Annotated in this window: 13 protein-coding genes; 8 read left to right on the top strand and 5 right to left on the bottom strand. The window is 43.5% G+C overall.

What is annotated here, in order from left to right; all coding sequences use genetic code 11:
* Positions 1-35: 35 nt before the first annotated feature.
* From KD145_RS07715 to KD145_RS07705, 4 genes are all read left to right on the top strand, one after another.
* Complete coding sequence (locus tag KD145_RS07715) at positions 36-302, top strand: hypothetical protein (RefSeq protein ID WP_212005329.1); 267 nt, start codon at positions 36-38, stop codon at positions 300-302.
* Between the two features lie 85 nt (positions 303-387).
* Positions 388-513, top strand: a complete 126-nt coding sequence (locus tag KD145_RS32460) for a hypothetical protein (protein WP_256441283.1) — start codon at positions 388-390, stop codon at positions 511-513.
* Between the two features lie 458 nt (positions 514-971).
* Positions 972-4,118, top strand: coding sequence for a TonB-dependent receptor (locus KD145_RS07710; protein WP_212005328.1), 3,147 nt, complete (start codon positions 972-974; stop codon positions 4,116-4,118).
* Positions 4,119-4,138: 20 nt separating this feature from the next.
* Positions 4,139-5,596 carry a RagB/SusD family nutrient uptake outer membrane protein gene (locus KD145_RS07705; RefSeq protein ID WP_212005327.1) on the top strand — a complete coding sequence of 486 codons (1,458 nt, stop codon included), beginning with the start codon at positions 4,139-4,141 and terminating at the stop codon, positions 5,594-5,596.
* 243 nt (positions 5,597-5,839) lie between these two features.
* Here the strand turns inward: KD145_RS07705 and KD145_RS32235 are convergent, their stop codons facing one another.
* Entirely contained in the window at positions 5,840-6,130 is a 291-nt protein-coding gene (locus KD145_RS32235; protein WP_256441282.1) for a helix-turn-helix domain-containing protein, read from the bottom strand.
* Positions 6,131-6,262: 132 nt separating this feature from the next.
* Here KD145_RS32235 and KD145_RS07695 point away from each other — a divergent pair, with 132 nt between their 5' ends.
* Positions 6,263-7,318, top strand: coding sequence for an NAD(P)-dependent alcohol dehydrogenase (locus tag KD145_RS07695; protein WP_212005326.1), 1,056 nt, complete (start codon positions 6,263-6,265; stop codon positions 7,316-7,318).
* A gap of 168 nt (positions 7,319-7,486) precedes the next feature.
* On the top strand, positions 7,487-8,764 hold the full coding sequence (locus tag KD145_RS07690) for a M20 family metallopeptidase (protein ID WP_212005325.1): 1,278 nt from the start codon (positions 7,487-7,489) through the stop codon (positions 8,762-8,764).
* Here the strand turns inward: KD145_RS07690 and KD145_RS07685 are convergent.
* Positions 8,718-9,635 (bottom strand): AraC family transcriptional regulator, encoded by a 918-nt coding sequence (locus tag KD145_RS07685; protein ID WP_212005324.1) that lies wholly within the window; start codon positions 9,633-9,635, stop codon positions 8,718-8,720. The two genes, KD145_RS07690 and KD145_RS07685, sit on opposite strands and share 47 nt — an antisense overlap.
* Before the next feature lie 113 nt (positions 9,636-9,748).
* Entirely contained in the window at positions 9,749-10,687 is a 939-nt protein-coding gene (locus KD145_RS07680) for an NAD-dependent epimerase/dehydratase family protein (RefSeq protein WP_212005323.1), read from the bottom strand.
* Between the two features lie 878 nt (positions 10,688-11,565).
* Between KD145_RS07680 and KD145_RS07675 the strand changes: the two genes are divergently transcribed.
* Together KD145_RS07675 and KD145_RS07670 are read left to right on the top strand one after the other, a co-directional pair.
* Positions 11,566-12,504: a proline dehydrogenase family protein gene (locus KD145_RS07675; protein ID WP_212005322.1), complete on the top strand. Its 939-nt coding sequence runs from the start codon at positions 11,566-11,568 to the stop codon at positions 12,502-12,504.
* 110 nt (positions 12,505-12,614) lie between these two features.
* Positions 12,615-14,162: an IS1182 family transposase gene (locus KD145_RS07670; RefSeq protein ID WP_212002661.1), complete on the top strand. Its 1,548-nt coding sequence runs from the start codon at positions 12,615-12,617 to the stop codon at positions 14,160-14,162.
* A 133-nt stretch (positions 14,163-14,295) separates the two neighbouring features.
* On the opposite strand, the gene KD145_RS07665 is transcribed toward KD145_RS07670, so the two are convergent.
* On the bottom strand, positions 14,296-16,461 hold the full coding sequence (locus tag KD145_RS07665) for a c-type cytochrome domain-containing protein (RefSeq protein ID WP_212005321.1): 2,166 nt from the start codon (positions 16,459-16,461) through the stop codon (positions 14,296-14,298).
* A complete protein-coding gene (locus tag KD145_RS07660) occupies positions 16,461-17,486 on the bottom strand; it encodes a 6-bladed beta-propeller (protein ID WP_212005320.1) in 1,026 nt (341 codons plus the stop codon). Before KD145_RS07660 ends, KD145_RS07665 begins: the two co-directional genes overlap by 1 nt.
* Positions 17,487-17,498: the final 12 nt, after the last annotated feature.

Here is a 17,498-nt window from a genome sequence, read left to right as displayed (position 1 = left end):
CGCAGGTCGTCCGTATCCAATACCGTAACTACCTGATGGTGTCCAAAACGGACCGTAACGGACAAACGTTTTACTGGGAATATGACAGCAAAAACCGTTGTGTTCATACCTGGGGCGATGACAGGCTGCTGGAAGGATGGATCGAGTATCATCCGCAGCATGGATATAACCTCGTGACCAATTTCCTGGGACAAACCACGACTTATTATTATACACCGGATTTTGTAGTAGAGCAAATCAAGGGGCCCACTGGTTGTTCCACTTTCTTCACCTATACAGAACATGACAGATCCGGAAGGTAACGTTGGCGGCTATATTTATGATGAAAATGGTATACTAAAATACATTTTAACTACAATACGGAAGAGTAGTTAACCAGGTTGGTGAATGAACATGTACGATGGTGCTGGTAAAGTGATAAAAGTACAACGTCCCGGCCAGCGCTGGACAGCATATGAATATGACTATAATTATAATGGCCGCATTGCCCGTTCGGAACACAGTGACGCTTGAATAAATATATTTTGTTGTTATAAGTTTGTTATATTACCTTCGCCTGCGAAGTAAAGGAAACTCATGTAAGAGCATTTTATAAAAAGGTTGTAGATGTAGCTATCAGACTAGGCCAACTTACCAATTCTGTAAGAGCAATTAGGTTGGTTTAAATCAAAGACCTGCTTAGATCCCTAACCTCACTTGTAATGGTTAATTTTAGTGTTAAGTGAACTTCATGCAATGTGATTCAGAAAAATAGAATATTTCTGAGGCAAGCGTTAAAAATGGCGTAATTGGTTTTGCGTATTGTTTTCATTGGAAAACAGTGTGGGAAAGGATTGTTTGTACTTGCCAAAAAAAACTGCTGAGAAAAAAAAGACAACAAAAAATCTAAAAGCTATTAGCATACAGACCAAGACGTGGCTCATCTACCTGGATGAGATGTAAGAATTTAATCTAAACCAAAATCCAAAACAATGAATAGAATTCTAGTTCTATTGTTGCTGCTATGTTTCGGGATGACCGGACTGCAGGCTCAAAACAGGACGATTAGAGGTTCGGTGACAGATGCGAAAGATGGTCATCCGATACCTGGCGTAACAGTGCAGATCAAGGGTGAGTCAACCGGAGCAGTGACAGATGCATCGGGCGTTTTCACTTTTTCTATGTCGGCACTGAAGGGGGTACTTCGCTTTACATTCATCGGTTACGAAGAACAGGAAGTAACACTGGGAAACAGCACTGATATCAAGGTTGTATTGAAGCGAAACGACAAAGTACTGGATGAGGTACTGGTTGTAGCTTATGGTACTCAGAAGAAAGCAACCTTTACAGGATCTGCTTCTGTAGTAAAGTCGGAAGTACTGGCAGAAAGGCCGGTTACATCATTTGAAAAAGCCCTGCAGGGTAATGTGACTGGTGTTACTGTACAAAGTGTATCCGGTCAACCGGGAGGTGCTACCACTATCCGTATCCGTGGTGTAGGTGGCTTTGGTACTAAATCCAGTGCCAATGCAAACAGCACTCCTTTATATGTAGTGGATGGTGTTCCCGTTGCTACAGGCGATTTTACGCAGGCTTCTGCCACAGCAGACGTACTGGCTACCCTCGATCCAAAGGATATTGACAATGTTACTGTACTGAAAGATGCCTCTGCTGCTGCACTTTACGGTTCACGTGCCGCCAACGGTGTGGTACTGATCTCCACTAAGAGAGGTAAAGCAGGAAGGATCAGTGTTAATGTAACCGGAAGCACTGGCTGGGCTGGTATCGCTGTAAACAGACATGATTTCCTGAGTGGTGAAGAATACTTCAAATACTGGTGGGACGCCCGTTACAGAAAGGAAATAGCTGGAGGTGCTACTCCAGCTGATGCTGCTACAAATGCCAACGCCGGTACTATCGCTTCATTGCAGGCAAATCCATTTAATAATGCCAGTCCATACGATGCTAATGGCAAGCTGACTTCAGGCACTGTTAAATATTATGATACTGACTGGAGAAATGCTGTAACCAGAACAGGACTTACCCAGGATTATGGTATCAATATCTCCGGCGGTTCAGACAAGACCACCTACTATTTCTCCGCTGGTTACTTCGATCAGAAAGGTGTTGTGCTGGCTTCTGACTTCAAACGTTACAATGCCAAGCTGAATCTGGAATCCAGGGCTACTGACTTCCTGAAATTTGGTGTCTTCACTACATTCGCATCTACAGATCAGAACACACCTCCGGGAGGAACCGGTGCGGGCAACCCGATTAACTTTGCAGACAGAGTGGCTGGCGTGTATCCGTTATATAAAATGGATGCCAGCGGAAATCCGCTCCCAGACGCAACGGGTAAAGGTCTTGCTTACAACTACCTAAACCCGCTGTTCAAAGATTATAACCCGGTAGGATTAAGTAAGGCGAACATTATCAATGTTAAAACGCTGAGAGCTATCCTGTCTGGTTATGCGGAAATTAATTTCCTGAAGTATTTCACCTTCAAAACACAGGTGGCTGCTGATGTAATTGATCTGCGTGAAAGTCGCTACTATAACCCGCTGAATGGCGATGGTCTGGCAGTGAATGGCCGCAGTAACAAATATGCGCCAAGAGATACCAGAACTACCATCACCAATACGCTGGTATTTGATAAATACTTCGATAAGCATCACGTAAATGTGCTGGCAGGTCAGGAAGCATTTAAATATGTATATACCAACCTCACCGCAGGAGCTACAGGGTTCCCGTTTGAAGGTATCTCTGAACTGGGCGCCGGATCTACCGCTTCAAGCCCAACTTCAGATCGTACTGAGAAAAAATTCAATTCTTATTTCTCCAGGGTTAACTACGATTTTGACAATAAGTATATTCTCTCCGGAAGTATCAGAAGAGATGGTTCTTCTATCTTCGATATACAGAACAGATATGGTGTTTTCTGGTCTGCGGGCGGTGCATGGGTAATTTCCCGTGAGAACTTCATGAGCGCTACGTCCAACTGGCTCAGAGATCTGAAAATAAAAGGCAGCTATGGTGTCAGTGGTAGCGATAATATTGATCGCTATGACCGTATGGATCTTTATGATGCCGGCGCCAACTATAACGGACAGGGGGGTACGAAATATACCCAGCTTGGTAATCCGGCTCTTCGCTGGGAACGCAGCATTACTACAGATATAGGTGTGGAAGCATTTTTACTGGACAGAATCCGTCTGGAAGCAGGATACTACAGCCGTAAATCTGATGGTTTGCTGTTTGATAAACCACTTTCTATGACCACCGGTTTTGAATCTGTAAAAACCAACCTGGCGAAACTGAAAAACAGTGGCTTTGAAGTTTCCGTGAATGCGAACGTATTGCAGAAGAGAGATTTCACCCTGGACCTGGGTGCCAATATTACTACCACCAATAACAAAATCATTTATCTCACCGGCGCCGATTCTATGATTGCTCCAACAGGCAGCAAACTTTGGAAAGTAGGCGGCAACAGGTATGAGTTTTTCCTTCAGGAATATGCAGGTGTAGACCCTCAGGATGGAAAACCGATGTGGTACATGAACGAAAAAGGTGCCGATGGTAGCCTTACTGGCAAACGTGTTACCACTAAGCAATACACGCAGGCTTCCCGTTATAAAATGGGTAGCTCTTTACCGAAATTCTACGGTGGCTTCAATGCAAGAGCTGCTTACAAAGGATTTGATCTGAGCTTTATGTTGTTCTTCAACTATGGCAACAAGGTTTATGATTCTTATCTCCAGGACATCACCAACGACGGTTCTGCAAAAGGAACAAATATAGCCAGGGATGTAGCCGGCCGCGCATGGCAGAAACCTGGTGATGTTACCGATGTACCGCGTTTCGTAGAGAATAATACAGACCTGGGATCCAACACTTCTTCCCGCTTCCTGTTTGATGGTTCCTATATCCGTCTGAAAACAGTGAATCTGGGTTATAGCCTGCCAAAATCACTGTTAGGCAAGGCGCATATCCAGCGCGCTAGAATTTATGTAGCCGGTGAAAACCTGCTTACATGGGCAAAACATAAAGGTATGGACCCGGAAGTTGAAGTGGACGGTTTTTACGGCAATGATATCCCTAACGTAAAAACATTTACAGTGGGAGTTAACATTGGATTATAAACCATGTAAAAAGTCAAAAAATGAAGAAGAATTTATATATAACATATACACTTGTAGCAGGTCTCGCATTTTCCAGCTGTAAGAAATCTTATCTTGACACCTTGCCGGCAAGGTCAATTGAATCCAACGAGTCCTTCACCTCGCCATCACGTGTAAATGCCGCCATGATCGGGTTATACGACCTGATGCAGCAAAATCAGTTTACCAACCATATCATGCTCACTACAGATGTGAAAGGTGGTGACCTGCTGGTGGTAAGCTCTGGTAACTATAACCGCTTTGTTACCGAGTACCAGTTTACAGAAATTGCCAACGGTGGAACCGGCGCACTTTCCTTTGTATTCTGGAAAAGAGCATTTGAGATGATCTCCAACTGCAACCAGGCGATTTCCAAGCTGCCGACATCGCCCGTTGCTGATGATGTAAAGAATGATTATATGGCTGAGGCAAGAGTATTGAGGGCATGGGCCAATCACCAATTGGTTCGCCTGTATGCGCAGCCTTATGCTGTAAACCCGGATGGCATTGGTATTCCCAAAGTAGACAAACCGCTGAAAAAAGATGATCCAACTCCGGCCCGTTCTTCAGTGAAAGACATTTATGCTTTCATGCTCGAAGACCTGAAGTTTGCAGAGCAGAATCTGTCTGCTAAACGCAGCAATAGCTACCGTATTACGATCAATGCGGTATATGCACTTCAGGCGCGCCTGTACCTGGATATGGGTAAATGGACTGAAGCGAGCAGCTATGCCAAAAAAGCACGGGCTGGTTTCTCACTGGAGCCAGGTGCTACCTTATTGAAAGGTTTTGTAGATAAAACACCTGAGTGGATCTGGGGCCTGAATTACCGTACGGATGATAACACCGGCTTCCTGATGCTGGCATCATTCCAGGAACCTTACAACCTTGGATACAGCACTTTCCGTGCATCCAAATCGTTCCTCACGCTCTTTGGCGATGATGATATCCGTAAGAAACAGTTCTTTGTAAATGAAGCTAAAGTGAAAAGCGGCAAAGCTGAAGATGAAGCGCTTCAACGTGATAAAATCATGTTCTCCCGTGATGGATACCTGATGAATAAGTTCTACTTCAGAAAAACGCTGGACCTGGATCTTCCATTGATCCGCTCTGCTGAAATGTATCTGATCGAAGCAGAGGCTGAAGCAGAACTGAATAATACCGATGCTGCACAAACGGCACTGTTTGAAGTACAGCGGAGGGCTATTCCTACCGCGGTGAAATCCATCAACACCGGCGATGTGCTGAAAACTGAAATAGTGAACGAACGCAGAAAAGAACTGTATGGTGAAGGCTTCCGCTTCTTCGATATTCTCAGGAGAAAGGAAACACTTGTAAGAGCTGCTGCTGACCACTGGAAACCACTCACACAGGAACCAGGTAATAACCGCAACGTATTACCTATCCCGCAGAGAGAACTCGACATCAGCCACCTGGAACAGAATAAAGGTTACAATTGATAATTACACCATAAGATAAAAATGTGGTAGGACAGGTTCACAATTTTGTGGACCTGTCCTTTTTTTAACCCATCGTAAGCTGTGCCGGACCAGGTACTATGCTGTTTAACAGAGAAGGACCATTCTGAGTCGTCCTAAAATAGGTTGACAGATTTTAGGACGACTCAATAAAAAGAAATTCATACAAAAAGATACAAATAAACTATGTTTAGTATTTCCTTTTTTCTCCTCACCCATGAAAATCTAAGATGCCAGCTCCGCAAAAATTGGCTGATTATTTACTTTACCCCATTCATATAATGCGGTAAGTACAGGGGATAATGATTTTCCTTTTTCTGTCAACTGATATTCAATAATTCGGGGAGGTTTTTCCTGGTAAACGATCTTTAGAATTAGATCATCTTGTTCCAATTCCTTTAATTGTAGTGTGAGTGCCTTTTCTGTAATTAATGGAATGGATTTTTTTAGCTCACTGTAACGCATAGGTTGTTTTAACAACCTGTCAATGATGAGCGCCTTCCATCTGCCTCCCATAACAGTGATCGTGTAAGAAATGGGGCATAGATTAACCAATTGCTGCAGGTTGCTGGTATTGGTAGATTGTAACTTTCGCATAGATAAAGATACGAACAAAATTTTCCGTTATTGTCTGTCTGCACGGGGCGCATGACATTTGCTGAAAATAAAATGAAAATGAACAACATTATTAGCAAGGCTTATCTGGCAGACAAGGCAAAAGGTGCAGATAGTTTACGAATTGTATCACAGGTGGTTAATGCGCCAGGGCCCCTGGAAGTACTTATTCAGGTGAAGGCTGCGGCATTTAATTACCGGGAAGTCATGATAATAGAAACAGGAAGCTATCCTCTTCCGGTGAAAGATACATTTATTCCCATGGCGGATGGCGTAGGGGAAATTATAGCAGTTGGAGAGGAGGTCCTTAATTTTAGAGTGGGTGACCGCGTAGCTGGGGTCATGTTTCCTTATTGGCAATCGGGGCCATTCCAGTTTGAGTTTTCCGGGCAGCTTGGCGGTGCTTTAGATGGTATGCTCACTGAGTACAAATTGCTGCCGGCTGCAGCAGTAGTACGCATTCCGGATCACCTAAGCTACGTAGAAGCTGCTGTATATCCATGTGCAGGCGTTACCGCCTGGAACGCCTTATTTGGAGGGGCTGGTTTATTAGCTGGCCAGACAGTACTGACGTTGGGTACCGGTGGGGTTGCTACGATGGCGTTGCAGTTTGCCAAAGCTGCGGGTGCTCGCGTGATTGCAACTACTTCCACTGCTGATAAAATGGAATTCCTTCGTCACTTAGGTGCGGATGAGGTAATAAATTACAGAGAAGAACCGGAGTGGCATAAAGCAGTGAGAGCCATGACAGGTGGCAGGGGAGCGGATCATGTAATAGAAGTAGGTGGTGCCGGCACTTTAGTTCAGTCAATTAAGTCGGTATATTTAACTGGTCAGATCAACCTGATAGGTTCGGTGGCCACTGGTGATCCTTTAATAAATCTGAATATGCTGTTAACTACGGCGGCCAATATACGAGTAATTGCTGCTGGGAATCGGCAACATCAGCAGGAGATGAACAACGCTGTTGCAATACATAAAATCAGACCCGTAATAGATAGGGTGTTTCCTTTTATAGAAGCAAAGGAGGCTTATCGTTATTATTTGAAAGGACAATATCTGGGAAAAGTGGTAGTGTCGATGGAATAGTATAACTGCTGTGTCAGAAGTCATAGACTTCTGACTTCTGTTTTACGATATTTATAACGACATACGGCATTTTGGTCACATAATTTTTACTATTCATCACATCAATTTGCAGCATCATAACCTCCTGAATTATATTACTGCTTTAATTCGACCCGGAAAAACATAAGTATGAAAATTAGAGCTTTATTATTATTATTGTTAATAGCCCTGGGTGGTTGGCAACTCAGGGGAGAAAAGGCCTCCATACATAAATTAGTTAGCATACAAACTGATGAAATTTATGATAAACTGGTTAGTACCCGAAGAGGTTTTCACACAAACCCGGAATTGGCAGGTAAAGAAATACGTACGCAGAAAGTAATAGCGCAATATTTGAAGGATTTAGGGATGGAGGTTGATACAGGAATTTATGGACACAGTGTTATAGGAATTCTAAAAGGAAATAAACCAGGCAGAAAGATAGCATGGAGAGCAGATATGGATGCTTTACCGAATGGGTTTCCCGATAAAGTAGATTTCAAATCTAAAGTAAATGGAGTGCAGCATGGTTGTGGGCATGATGTACATATGGCAATTGGACTGGGAATTGCAGAAATTATGGCCAAAAACAAAGAGGCGATAAATGGAACTATGTATTTCATTTTTCAGCCGGAAGAAGAAACATTTGTTGGAGCCAGAGAAATGATTGCCAATGGCCTATTTTCCAAAATACATCCTGACGAGATTTATGGTTTGCATATTACTCCCTTACCTGTAGGCCAAATTATGGTGAAACCAAATGAAATGTTTGCCTATCAGAAAAGAATAAGGATAAAACTGAAAAATGATTTATCTAAAGAAGAAGGAAGAGAGCTTGCTAAATTAATTTATACTTCTTTATCTCGTTCCAAACCGAATAGTAAGCCATGGGAATTACAGCATATAGTTGACTCTAAAATTGGGTTAATTAGTCCCAATACTATTTATAAAGACTACCTGATCATGGATGAGAATTTCAATATCTATTCGGAAAAAGATGAGTTTTTTTTAGAAGCGTATTTGTATGAGACAAATCAATCAAACCTTCAAAGCATCATCCCTAAAATCAAGCGATTAATTGGAGAAACTAAATACAAGGATAAACTGTTGTCAGTTACATTTATACCTGAAAATCCAATAGTCCAAAATGATATAAAACTGACTACTGAGGCGATAAATACATTAAATCAAATCTATGGTCCTGATTTAATGGCACCGGATTATGGGCAAGTACCATATTTTAATGATGATTTTACTTATTTTCAACAAAAAGTACCTGGTGTATATTTCTTCTTAGGAGGTTCTAATTTTAATAAAGGAATCATTGCGATGAATCACGCTCCTGATTTTAATGTTGATGAAGAATGTATAAGGGTAGGAGTTAGAAGCTTTTCGTCTTTAATGATAGAAAGATTAAATAGAAAATAAATACAAAAGAGGTGGTTTCTATACAGCAGAGACCACCTCTTACTTGTAAATTCCAGGCAATCTCGGAAACGGACATTGCAGTAGTGGACAGCAGCTCTTTTGCTTTTTCTATCACCCGGTTTTGGATGTGCTGTTGTGTAGTTTGCCCGGTATGGACCCGCAACATATCGCTCAGGTAATTGGGGCTAAGGTTCAGTTCTTTTGCTATGAATTGAACTGTGGGTATGCCGCTGACAGCCGGTTTGTCCCTTTTGAAATAATCATCCAGCAAATTTTCTAATTTGATAAGCAAATCGCTGCTGGCTTTTTTCCTGGTCAGGAACTGGCGGTTGTAAAAACGATCGCAATATTTCAACAGCAAATCAATATTGGATACTAACAAATCCTGCGTAAAAGCATCCATATTGGCATCTATATCCCGGCTGATGTTTTCAATAATGTTCATAATGGATTTTTCTTCCCTTTCGGAAAGGTGCAGGGCTTCATTGCTGGCATACGAAAAATAGCCATAGTCTTTAATTTTCGCCGCCAAAGAGTAACCTTGTAAAAAATCGGGGTGCACTACCAGAACCGCTCCTTTCGCTTCAGAAAGTAAAATATCTTCGAACTGCAATACCTGCTGGGGGGCAATGAAGTACATAATCCCCTCTTCAAAATCATAATATTGCTGACCATATTTACATTTGCCTCCGGCACAATCTTTTTTTAAAGCTACTACATAGAAATCTGTGGTTACTGCACTTAAAATTGTTTCGGGTTCTATCGTTACATCCTTAAAATCGAACACGCTGATGAGCGGATTTGAAGGCTTTCTGAGCTTTAAATAATTATGCAATACACTGATGGACGATATTTTATTGGGCACTTTCATTTGTTTACTTATTTATTTTCTAAACGTGTGAAAAACCTTCCAGGTGCATTTCTGTGCGGCTCTTTTTACTTCCAATTTACGAAATATCCCATCTGCTTTTTCGGCAGAAACTGTTAGTATTGCGGAGCCTGATATCCTTTCTTTATCTGCTCTATCCCTTGTCTATAGCTGGTTACTGCAAACTCCGGGAAACGCTTTTTGAATTTTGAATCATCGAAAATATTGTCATGCTCATATCTTGGAAGCAGCTCCTCCAATTCTTTGAGCCTATCATTGAAAAGTGCGCCTATTTTAAAGACAAACTTCGGTACCACGGAGTATTTCAGTTCCATTCCAAAGATTTGTGAAGCCAGGGTGATAAATTGTTTGTAAGTTGGTTTGCTGTCATCAACCGGCAAATGCCAGGTTTGTCCAAAAGTATCAGGTGTATTGCCAATTAGCGCTGTTGCCCGACTCGCATCGGGTGTCCATATCAGGCTTCTTATTTTATCATCCCGCAACGGCACTTTCAGTTTTTTACCTTCTTTAATGTTGTTGAAGATTAAAGTATTGGTAATGCTCTGCGTTTTTCCGGGGCCGTAAAATTCCGGGGCACGGCAGATGACGGCTTCTATTTGCCCGTTTTCCATTTCCTTCAGAAGCATTTCTGCTATTTCTTTTCTTACCCTGCCTTTCCTTCCTATAGGTGCGAATGGCGTTTGCTCAGTAAGCATGCGGCCATCCTGCGGATACATATAAGTATTGTCAAAAAATACCAGCTTTGTGCCGTTGATTTTGCAGGCATCAATTACGTTTCTTGTAATCAGCGGAAATTGCTTTTCCCACAGGTCGGAACTTATTGGAAGCCCTAAGGTGAAATAAGCTATTTCACTGCCTTTTACCGCTTCAATGGCTTTTTCTCTGACGGATAAATCCGCGGAAAAAACTGCATCGGTATCGTTTATTTTTTTAGCCTCCCGGCTTACAATCCGGATTTCGGAAGTGAAATTTCTTTTCAGCTCTCTTGCCAGTTCTTCGCCAATCTGTCCGTTGGCGCCTAATATTGTTTGCATACTATTCCATTTACATTTTGGGTTGTTGATAAATTTCTCGTTTTACATTACCCTTTTAAGCCGAACTCGCCGTGGTAGTTTCCAATGCCGTCAAAGGGAAGATATTCGCTGGTGACGTGCATCAGAGTATCATTAATACATCCACTGCCAAAAATGATTTTTTGCAATATCTCATCATAGTTTTTATAAGATAAAACGAGGAAAACCGGACCGAAAATTTCTTCCTATAATTACTATTGTTTGACAGGACAAAGTTCGGCAGTAATTTTAAGGTACTTGTATCTCAATTAATGGAAGTTGTAACAGAATCTCTGATGCCAATACCCACTTTGTTCGCCCCCGTCTGCTCCTGGCCAGACATAGATGGAAGGCACGGCCTGCTGCGGCGGTAGCCAGAGCGCAGGCTCTGGGGCCAAGCGAGGGCGAGCCACAGCGGCAGAGGTGGGGCGATAGGTAAACTGATAACATCATGGCAAATACAATGATCAATCTGAAATCAGTAATAACATACCCGTATTGCGGAGAATGTTTAGGCCCAGGTGGATTTCCGGTCCGGATCAAAGCCGTATCAAAAGCGTATATGCGCGTGGTTTAGATAGCAAAATTTGTTTTGTATCCGTTTGTGCTTATTTAGCAAGGGTTTTTCGTATATTTTTAGTGGTTAGAAGTTCTTTCAAAACCTAGGGAAGGATCCCGGCAGGATCACTATCTATCTAAAAGCCCTCAAGTCTTTTGATTTGAAGGCTTTTTGTGTTTGGTAAGCCATTAGTAAAATAATCAGCGCAATACAGATATCAGCATCAGCAGATGAGCGTCAAAACATGTTGCTCGGCAGCTCAGGTATTATCTTTAAATTTGATCAATAAAATATAAAATCCATGGACCAGTTATTAAGTATAGGATCGGCAGCACTGAAAAAAGCGGCGTTAGATGAACGCGCCAAGGAATTTCTGTTAGGGAATGATGTTTTATTCAATGTATTGAAAAAAGCAGCTGACAGATATATCGGTGGAGAAACAATGGGAGAAACTATTGCAAAGGTGATTCAACAGAACCAACAAGGATTTAAATGTTCCATTGAATTTATGGGTGAGAGCACCAGGAATGAGCAGGAGGCCATCCAGGCTACCAATGAATTTATTAAGATAGCGCAGGAAATCAGCCAACAAAATCTGTATTCCACCCTTTCTCTTGACCTCTCCCATATCGGACTGGCTGTTTCGGAAGACCTGTGTTTTGAAAACTTGATGGCTATCTGCTCGCAGGCCGCCCTGCATGCAACAGAGGTCATCATCAGTGCAGAAGGAACAGACCGGACGGATGCCATCATAAAGACCTATAAACGGGCTGTGAAAGAATACGCCAACGTGGGTATTACGCTGCAGGCCTATCTGTACAGGTCAAAAGACGATTTCGCTGAATTGTTGAAGGAACCCGGCCGTATCAGGATCGTAAAAGGCGCGTTTGAAACCGAGCCCCATCTGTCTATGCCCAGGGGGGAACAATTGGATGAAGTATACCTTGACTATGTTGCGCAATTATTGTCTGAAGGCCATCTCTGTTCAATTGCTACCCACCATGATAAAATACAACAAAGGGCAAAGGAGCTGATTCATCAATATAATCCAGACAAAGGCTGCTATGAATTCGAGAGCCTGTATGGGATCCAGACAACCCAACTGGAAAAATTAAAAGAAGAAGGATATCCCACCAAATTGTATTTCGTATATGGAAAAGAGTGGTACCTCTATTTATGTAACCGGCTGGCGGAATACCCGTTAAATATTTTCCAGGCATTGAGTGATGTGGTGAGCTAAAACAAATTGGCCGGCACTGGATAATACATAAAAGGGGGTGTCTCAAAAGACACTCCCTTCTTTTTTTTGGGGGGGGAAATCTGCGGGGTAGCTTTTTCCGTTTTTATAGTATGCCCAAAGGAAAAACACTATCAGTAGTCTTTAAAGCCAATCAGCAGCACCAGGCTATGCTTTTCCCTCCCGAGATTGGGGATCTGATAGCCGAGAATCACCCAGTTCGTGTGGTGGATGACGTAATAGAAAAGATCGATATAACTTTATTGCTGAAGCGTTATAAAGCAGGAGGAACCAGCAGTTACCATCCCAGGATGTTATTGAAAGTCCTTATTTACGCTTATATAAATAACATTTACAGTAGCCGTAAAATAGAGGAGGCACTAGGCCAGAACATCCACTTTATGTGGCTTAGTGGTATGAGTAAACCCGATCATAATACGATCAACAGGTTCCGTGGTGAACGCTTGCAAAAGGTATTACAACCTATATTCACCCAGGTGGTATTGTTGTTATGCGAAGAAGGCTTACTGAACATAAAAGAACTGTACACTGACGGGACAAAGATAGAATCGCAGGCAAATCGCTACAGTTTTGTATGGAGCAATGGCATTAAGTACAGTAAAGAAAAAATAAAACAGCAGCTTAATGACTTGTGGAAATATGCACAATCAGTGGCAGCTTCAGAATTGGGTGATGATACGGACCCATCCGGATATGACAAAATCGACAGTGAAAAAGTCAGTAAAACAATAGCGGCCATCAATGACGCCCTCAAAGAAAAACCCATAGACAAGCGGATCAGACAAAAGCTGGGATATGCTCACCGTAACTGGCCTTCAGCGTTGGATAAGTATGAGCAACAGGAACAAATAATAGGCTCTAACCGCAATAGCTATAGCAAAACAGATCCCGCCGCTACCTTTATGCGTATGAAGGAAGATCATATGAAGAATGGTCAGCTTAAACCAGCTTATAATCTCCAGATAAGTACTAATAATCAATACATCGTCAATTACAGCCTTCATCAGCAGTCCACGGATACATCAACTTTAATCAGTCATCTCCTGCAGTATATACGGTTATATAAACGAGTGCCCGCCAATATTACAGCGGATGCAGGGTATGGCAGCGAACAGAACTATCAATGGCTGGAAAACAGGAGAATTACGGCTTATGTTAAGCATGCTTCCTTCGATCGCAACCAGCACCGGTCAACTAAAACCAGGGAAATGTTCAAGGCCCAAAACCTACCCTACAATGCTGAAAAGGACCACTATATCTGCCCTGCCGGCCAGCGAATGCGTAGAAAAAGTACGTTCCCAAAAACAACTAAAAACGGTTACGGGCAAACAATAACTACTTATCAAGCCAGAACATGCGAAGGATGTACATTACGGCAGATGTGTCATGATCAACAAACAAATCGCATCATAGAAGTAAATCATAATCTAAATCGTCTTAAGGCGCTGGCTGACAAACGATTAAAAGGAAGAAAAGGAATACAGAAGCGTAAACAACGTTGCCATGACGTGGAATCTGTCTTCGCAAATATTAAGCATAATCATGGCTTTAAAAGATTTATGCTAAAAGGGATGGATAAAGTGTCAATCGAAATGGGATTAATGGCTATGGCACACAATCTTAGAAAGAAAACAGCATAAAATCAGGTTAACCCTTCACTTCTAAAAATGGAAACTGGAGAATCATTATAACAACCGGAATTTATAAAAAAGAAGCCGTCTCTTGTTTTGAGACGGCCCCTTTTATGATAAACGATTTTTATTGGATAATACACTAGTTAAACATCAGCTCATCTACAAATACCCATCCGTGTTTCCCTTTTCCCGGATGCCATGCAGGCAAGCTGGCCACCGGTGTTAGCATAATTTTGACACAGGACACTTGTACTGGAGCAAAGCTACAGTCGTAGGTAACGGGCATATTGGGATCATCCTTCTTTCCTTGTTCAGGGGTGATTCTTTTCAGCAAGCGGAGATGATGTCTGTCTGGCCCTCCCCATATTTCAATTTTCTGTGGTGGAAAAATAAATGCGCCAATATTCCTGAAGGTACTGATGGATACAGCTTTTAAAGGTACTGCCTGCCGGAACAGCAGTTCTGCTTCCAGTGTTTTGTTGGAATAGCCCAGCCATTTGCCGTTGTTGTAGTCCATGCCTCCTTTTTGTCCGTCGGTCAGGGTACCGGCGCCATTGCCGGTATATGATCCCTCCGGCTGATTCAGCAGTATGATGCTGTCTGGCCGGTAAGTAGTTTTACCGAATGAAAACTGGACAGGGTCACTGGCATACCAGCCTGGTTTGCAGGCTATGGCGCGGACAGTGGTATTCTCTGTCAGTAAAATACTGTCTTTAAATACAGGGGAATGTACGCTGTCGGGTGGTGTGCCATCTGTGGTATAACGTATTTCCACGCCTCTTACCGGATGTTTCAGCAACAGCCACATATTGGCTTTGAATACCGCGACTGTATTGAGTAATACAGGTTGGCTGAGTTTTAGCTGTTCCCCGTTATCATTGGTAAAGCCTTTTACCAGTGTTACATGACTGAAAGTTTTCTGTGCCTGCTGAAGATCGGCCTTCGACAGAGAAGTGTTCCATACATACAACGTTTTTAAGGCTGGCGCTGTTTTCAACGTGGTGAGATGAAGGAGTGTGACAGGGGTGCCTGACAATGAAAGACTTTGCAGGTGTGGAAGTTTGGCAAGTACTGACAGCGTTTTCCCGGTGATATTGGTAAAGCTCAGGTTAAGTACCCGCAGTTGACGGAACTGCGATAGCATTTCGAGGTCTGCATCGGAAACAGGCATCTTTTGCAGGTGCATTTCTATCAGTTGTTCTTTAACAGGCAGCAGTTCCTTTACAGACGTGATGGTGAACTTATCCTTGTTATACCAGTTTGCCACGAGTGGCGCGGCATTCGTGGCTACGGGATAGAGTACACGGTAGTTGTTGTTCAACTGATGAATGAGTTTTTCATCTGCCGCGGCGAAATCATATACTGGTTCCTTTGCGGTCACAGGCTGCAGGCGGGTTTCGGCCAGCAGACGGAGACTGTCGTGCGCAGGCAATTCAGCTACCTTTTTTTTAAGGTCTGCACCTCCTTTGATCCAATAGTACAGCAAAGCCGTTTCTTCTAGCGTAAGCTGTGGTTTGCCTGCGGGAGGCATATGTTTTTTGTCTTCGGAGGCAAGATGCAGCCTTGTCATCAGGAGACTGGATGCAGGATTGCCAGGGACCAACAGCTTGCCGCTGCGACCTCCGGACAATAGCTTGTCTGCCTGTTCCATAGACAGACCACCTTTGGCCTTGCCTGCATTGTGACAGCTCATGCATTTCTCCTGCAATATGGGTTTTACTATATGTTCGTATACCAGTGCCTTCTCCAATGGAACATCAGGCCCCTGTGATGCAGGCATTACAGGGGCGAACACGAAGTTGTCGCCATGGGTAATATCAGCGCCCAGGTGTCCGGTAAGCATCAGCAGCGCTGTGGTGGTGATCGCAAAGGATTTTGGCAGCCATTCTCTGGCGGAGGCTCTCAGCCAATAAGAGGCAGATGCGGCCCACAATACCAGTACGCCACCCCATTGATGCCAGAAGAGATCTCCCTGGGCCGTATAACCTTCTTCCCGGCTGAGAAACAGGCCCATAATAACGGTCACGGCTGCACTGAGTGCGCCCGCCAGCAACAGGGCGGCAGTCAGCTGTATTTTCCACCTGGCGGCCGCGGGATCATGCAAACGGATAAATGTCAGCAGGGTGCCGATGATCAACAGCACAATCGGGAAATGCAGCAACAGGGGATGCATACGTCCTGCCACCTGAAGCCAGGCAGGCACTATCACCCTGGAGCCGGCTGCGAGCAGAAACAGTACGAAAATATTGCAGGCAAACAGCAGATAACTACCCGTTTTTTGCCACTTGTTAAAATTCCACTTCATTATACCCTCCTGAGTTTATAAGGGTATACTTTACCGGAGCTCCATTGCGCAACATACAGGTTTTCGTCATTGTCCACGCATACATCGTGGGGATGAACGAAGATCTTCTCTGCCTGGCGCATGGGTTGCAGCTGGTTGTTGACATATACGGGAGCAGTACCACCGATGTTGGACACCACTTTATTGTCTTTATCAAGAATGGTCACAAATCCGCTGCCACTGAGGTTCATATCCGGTGATCTCAACACTGCCGCATACAGGTGATCGCCTTTTATTACCGGCCGGCATACGCAGGCACCGGGCAGTGGTATCACTTCCAGCAGCTGTCCACTCATACTGAAACGTTTAAAGCAGTTGCGGGTCCTATCTGTTACCAGCAGGGTAGGAGTTCCCTGGCGGCTGTCTACGCAAATGCCGTGGGCATTGTCGAGGTGTGCATCGCCTTCGCCACGTCCACCGAAAATATTCAGCAACTTGCCGGTACGGTCGTAGTGAGCTACATACTGAGCTCCATAGCCATCGGCGATGTAGAAGTCGCCATTTGCTGTTACGGTTGTTTCTGTTGGAACAAACTCTTCTTTCTTTTTATAGACACCGCTTTCCATCGGGGTATCGATGGTCATTACAATCCTGCCATCCATCGTCGTTTTATAGACCTGATGTTTTTCTGTGTCTGTAATGAAGAGAAATGTTTCGCCATTTTCATCGGCCAGTGTAAGGCCGTGGGCACCGGGGAATTCATGGCCCCAGTTATCGAGTAATTTGCCGGATTTGTTATAAACCAGCACGTTATTTTTGGTTTCGTTGGTAAGGAGGATAATGCGACCTTTTGTATCCTGCACCATTTCATGACAGTCTTTTACCGGGAAGCGGCTGCTGTTGAGGGTTCCCCACCTGGTGTCCAGTGTATAGCGCATTTGGTTATGGCCGTAAACCGGTGATTTGGGGCGGGCAAAAAGATCACGCGAGATATAAAAGGATGCGGCAGATAACGTCGCCGCCTGTATGAATTTTCTTCTTTCCATAATATATTTTTA

Source organism: Chitinophaga sp. HK235, assembly GCF_018255755.1.
In the GTDB taxonomy this organism is placed as follows: Bacteria; Bacteroidota; Bacteroidia; order Chitinophagales; family Chitinophagaceae; genus Chitinophaga.
The sequence above is the reverse complement of the archived record's forward strand: the minus strand, read 5'-3'. Positions and strand labels throughout refer to the sequence as shown.

Excerpts from the sequence above, each read along its gene's own strand:
- KD145_RS07715 (WP_212005329.1), top strand. The coding sequence starts at position 36 with ATGGTGTCCAAAACGGACCGTAACGGACAAACGTTTTACTGGGAATAT.
- KD145_RS32460 (WP_256441283.1), top strand. The coding sequence starts at position 388 with ATGAACATGTACGATGGTGCTGGTAAAGTGATAAAAGTACAACGTCCC.
- KD145_RS07710 (WP_212005328.1), top strand. The coding sequence starts at position 972 with ATGAATAGAATTCTAGTTCTATTGTTGCTGCTATGTTTCGGGATGACC.
- KD145_RS07705 (WP_212005327.1), top strand. The coding sequence starts at position 4,139 with ATGAAGAAGAATTTATATATAACATATACACTTGTAGCAGGTCTCGCA.
- KD145_RS32235 (WP_256441282.1), bottom strand. The coding sequence starts at position 6,130 with ATGGGAGGCAGATGGAAGGCGCTCATCATTGACAGGTTGTTAAAACAA.
- KD145_RS07695 (WP_212005326.1), top strand. The coding sequence starts at position 6,263 with ATGACATTTGCTGAAAATAAAATGAAAATGAACAACATTATTAGCAAG.
- KD145_RS07690 (WP_212005325.1), top strand. The coding sequence starts at position 7,487 with ATGAAAATTAGAGCTTTATTATTATTATTGTTAATAGCCCTGGGTGGT.
- KD145_RS07685 (WP_212005324.1), bottom strand. The coding sequence starts at position 9,635 with ATGAAAGTGCCCAATAAAATATCGTCCATCAGTGTATTGCATAATTAT.
- KD145_RS07680 (WP_212005323.1), bottom strand. The coding sequence starts at position 10,687 with ATGCAAACAATATTAGGCGCCAACGGACAGATTGGCGAAGAACTGGCA.
- KD145_RS07675 (WP_212005322.1), top strand. The coding sequence starts at position 11,566 with ATGGACCAGTTATTAAGTATAGGATCGGCAGCACTGAAAAAAGCGGCG.
- KD145_RS07670 (WP_212002661.1), top strand. The coding sequence starts at position 12,615 with ATGCCCAAAGGAAAAACACTATCAGTAGTCTTTAAAGCCAATCAGCAG.
- KD145_RS07665 (WP_212005321.1), bottom strand. The coding sequence starts at position 16,461 with ATGAAGTGGAATTTTAACAAGTGGCAAAAAACGGGTAGTTATCTGCTG.
- KD145_RS07660 (WP_212005320.1), bottom strand. The coding sequence starts at position 17,486 with ATGGAAAGAAGAAAATTCATACAGGCGGCGACGTTATCTGCCGCATCC.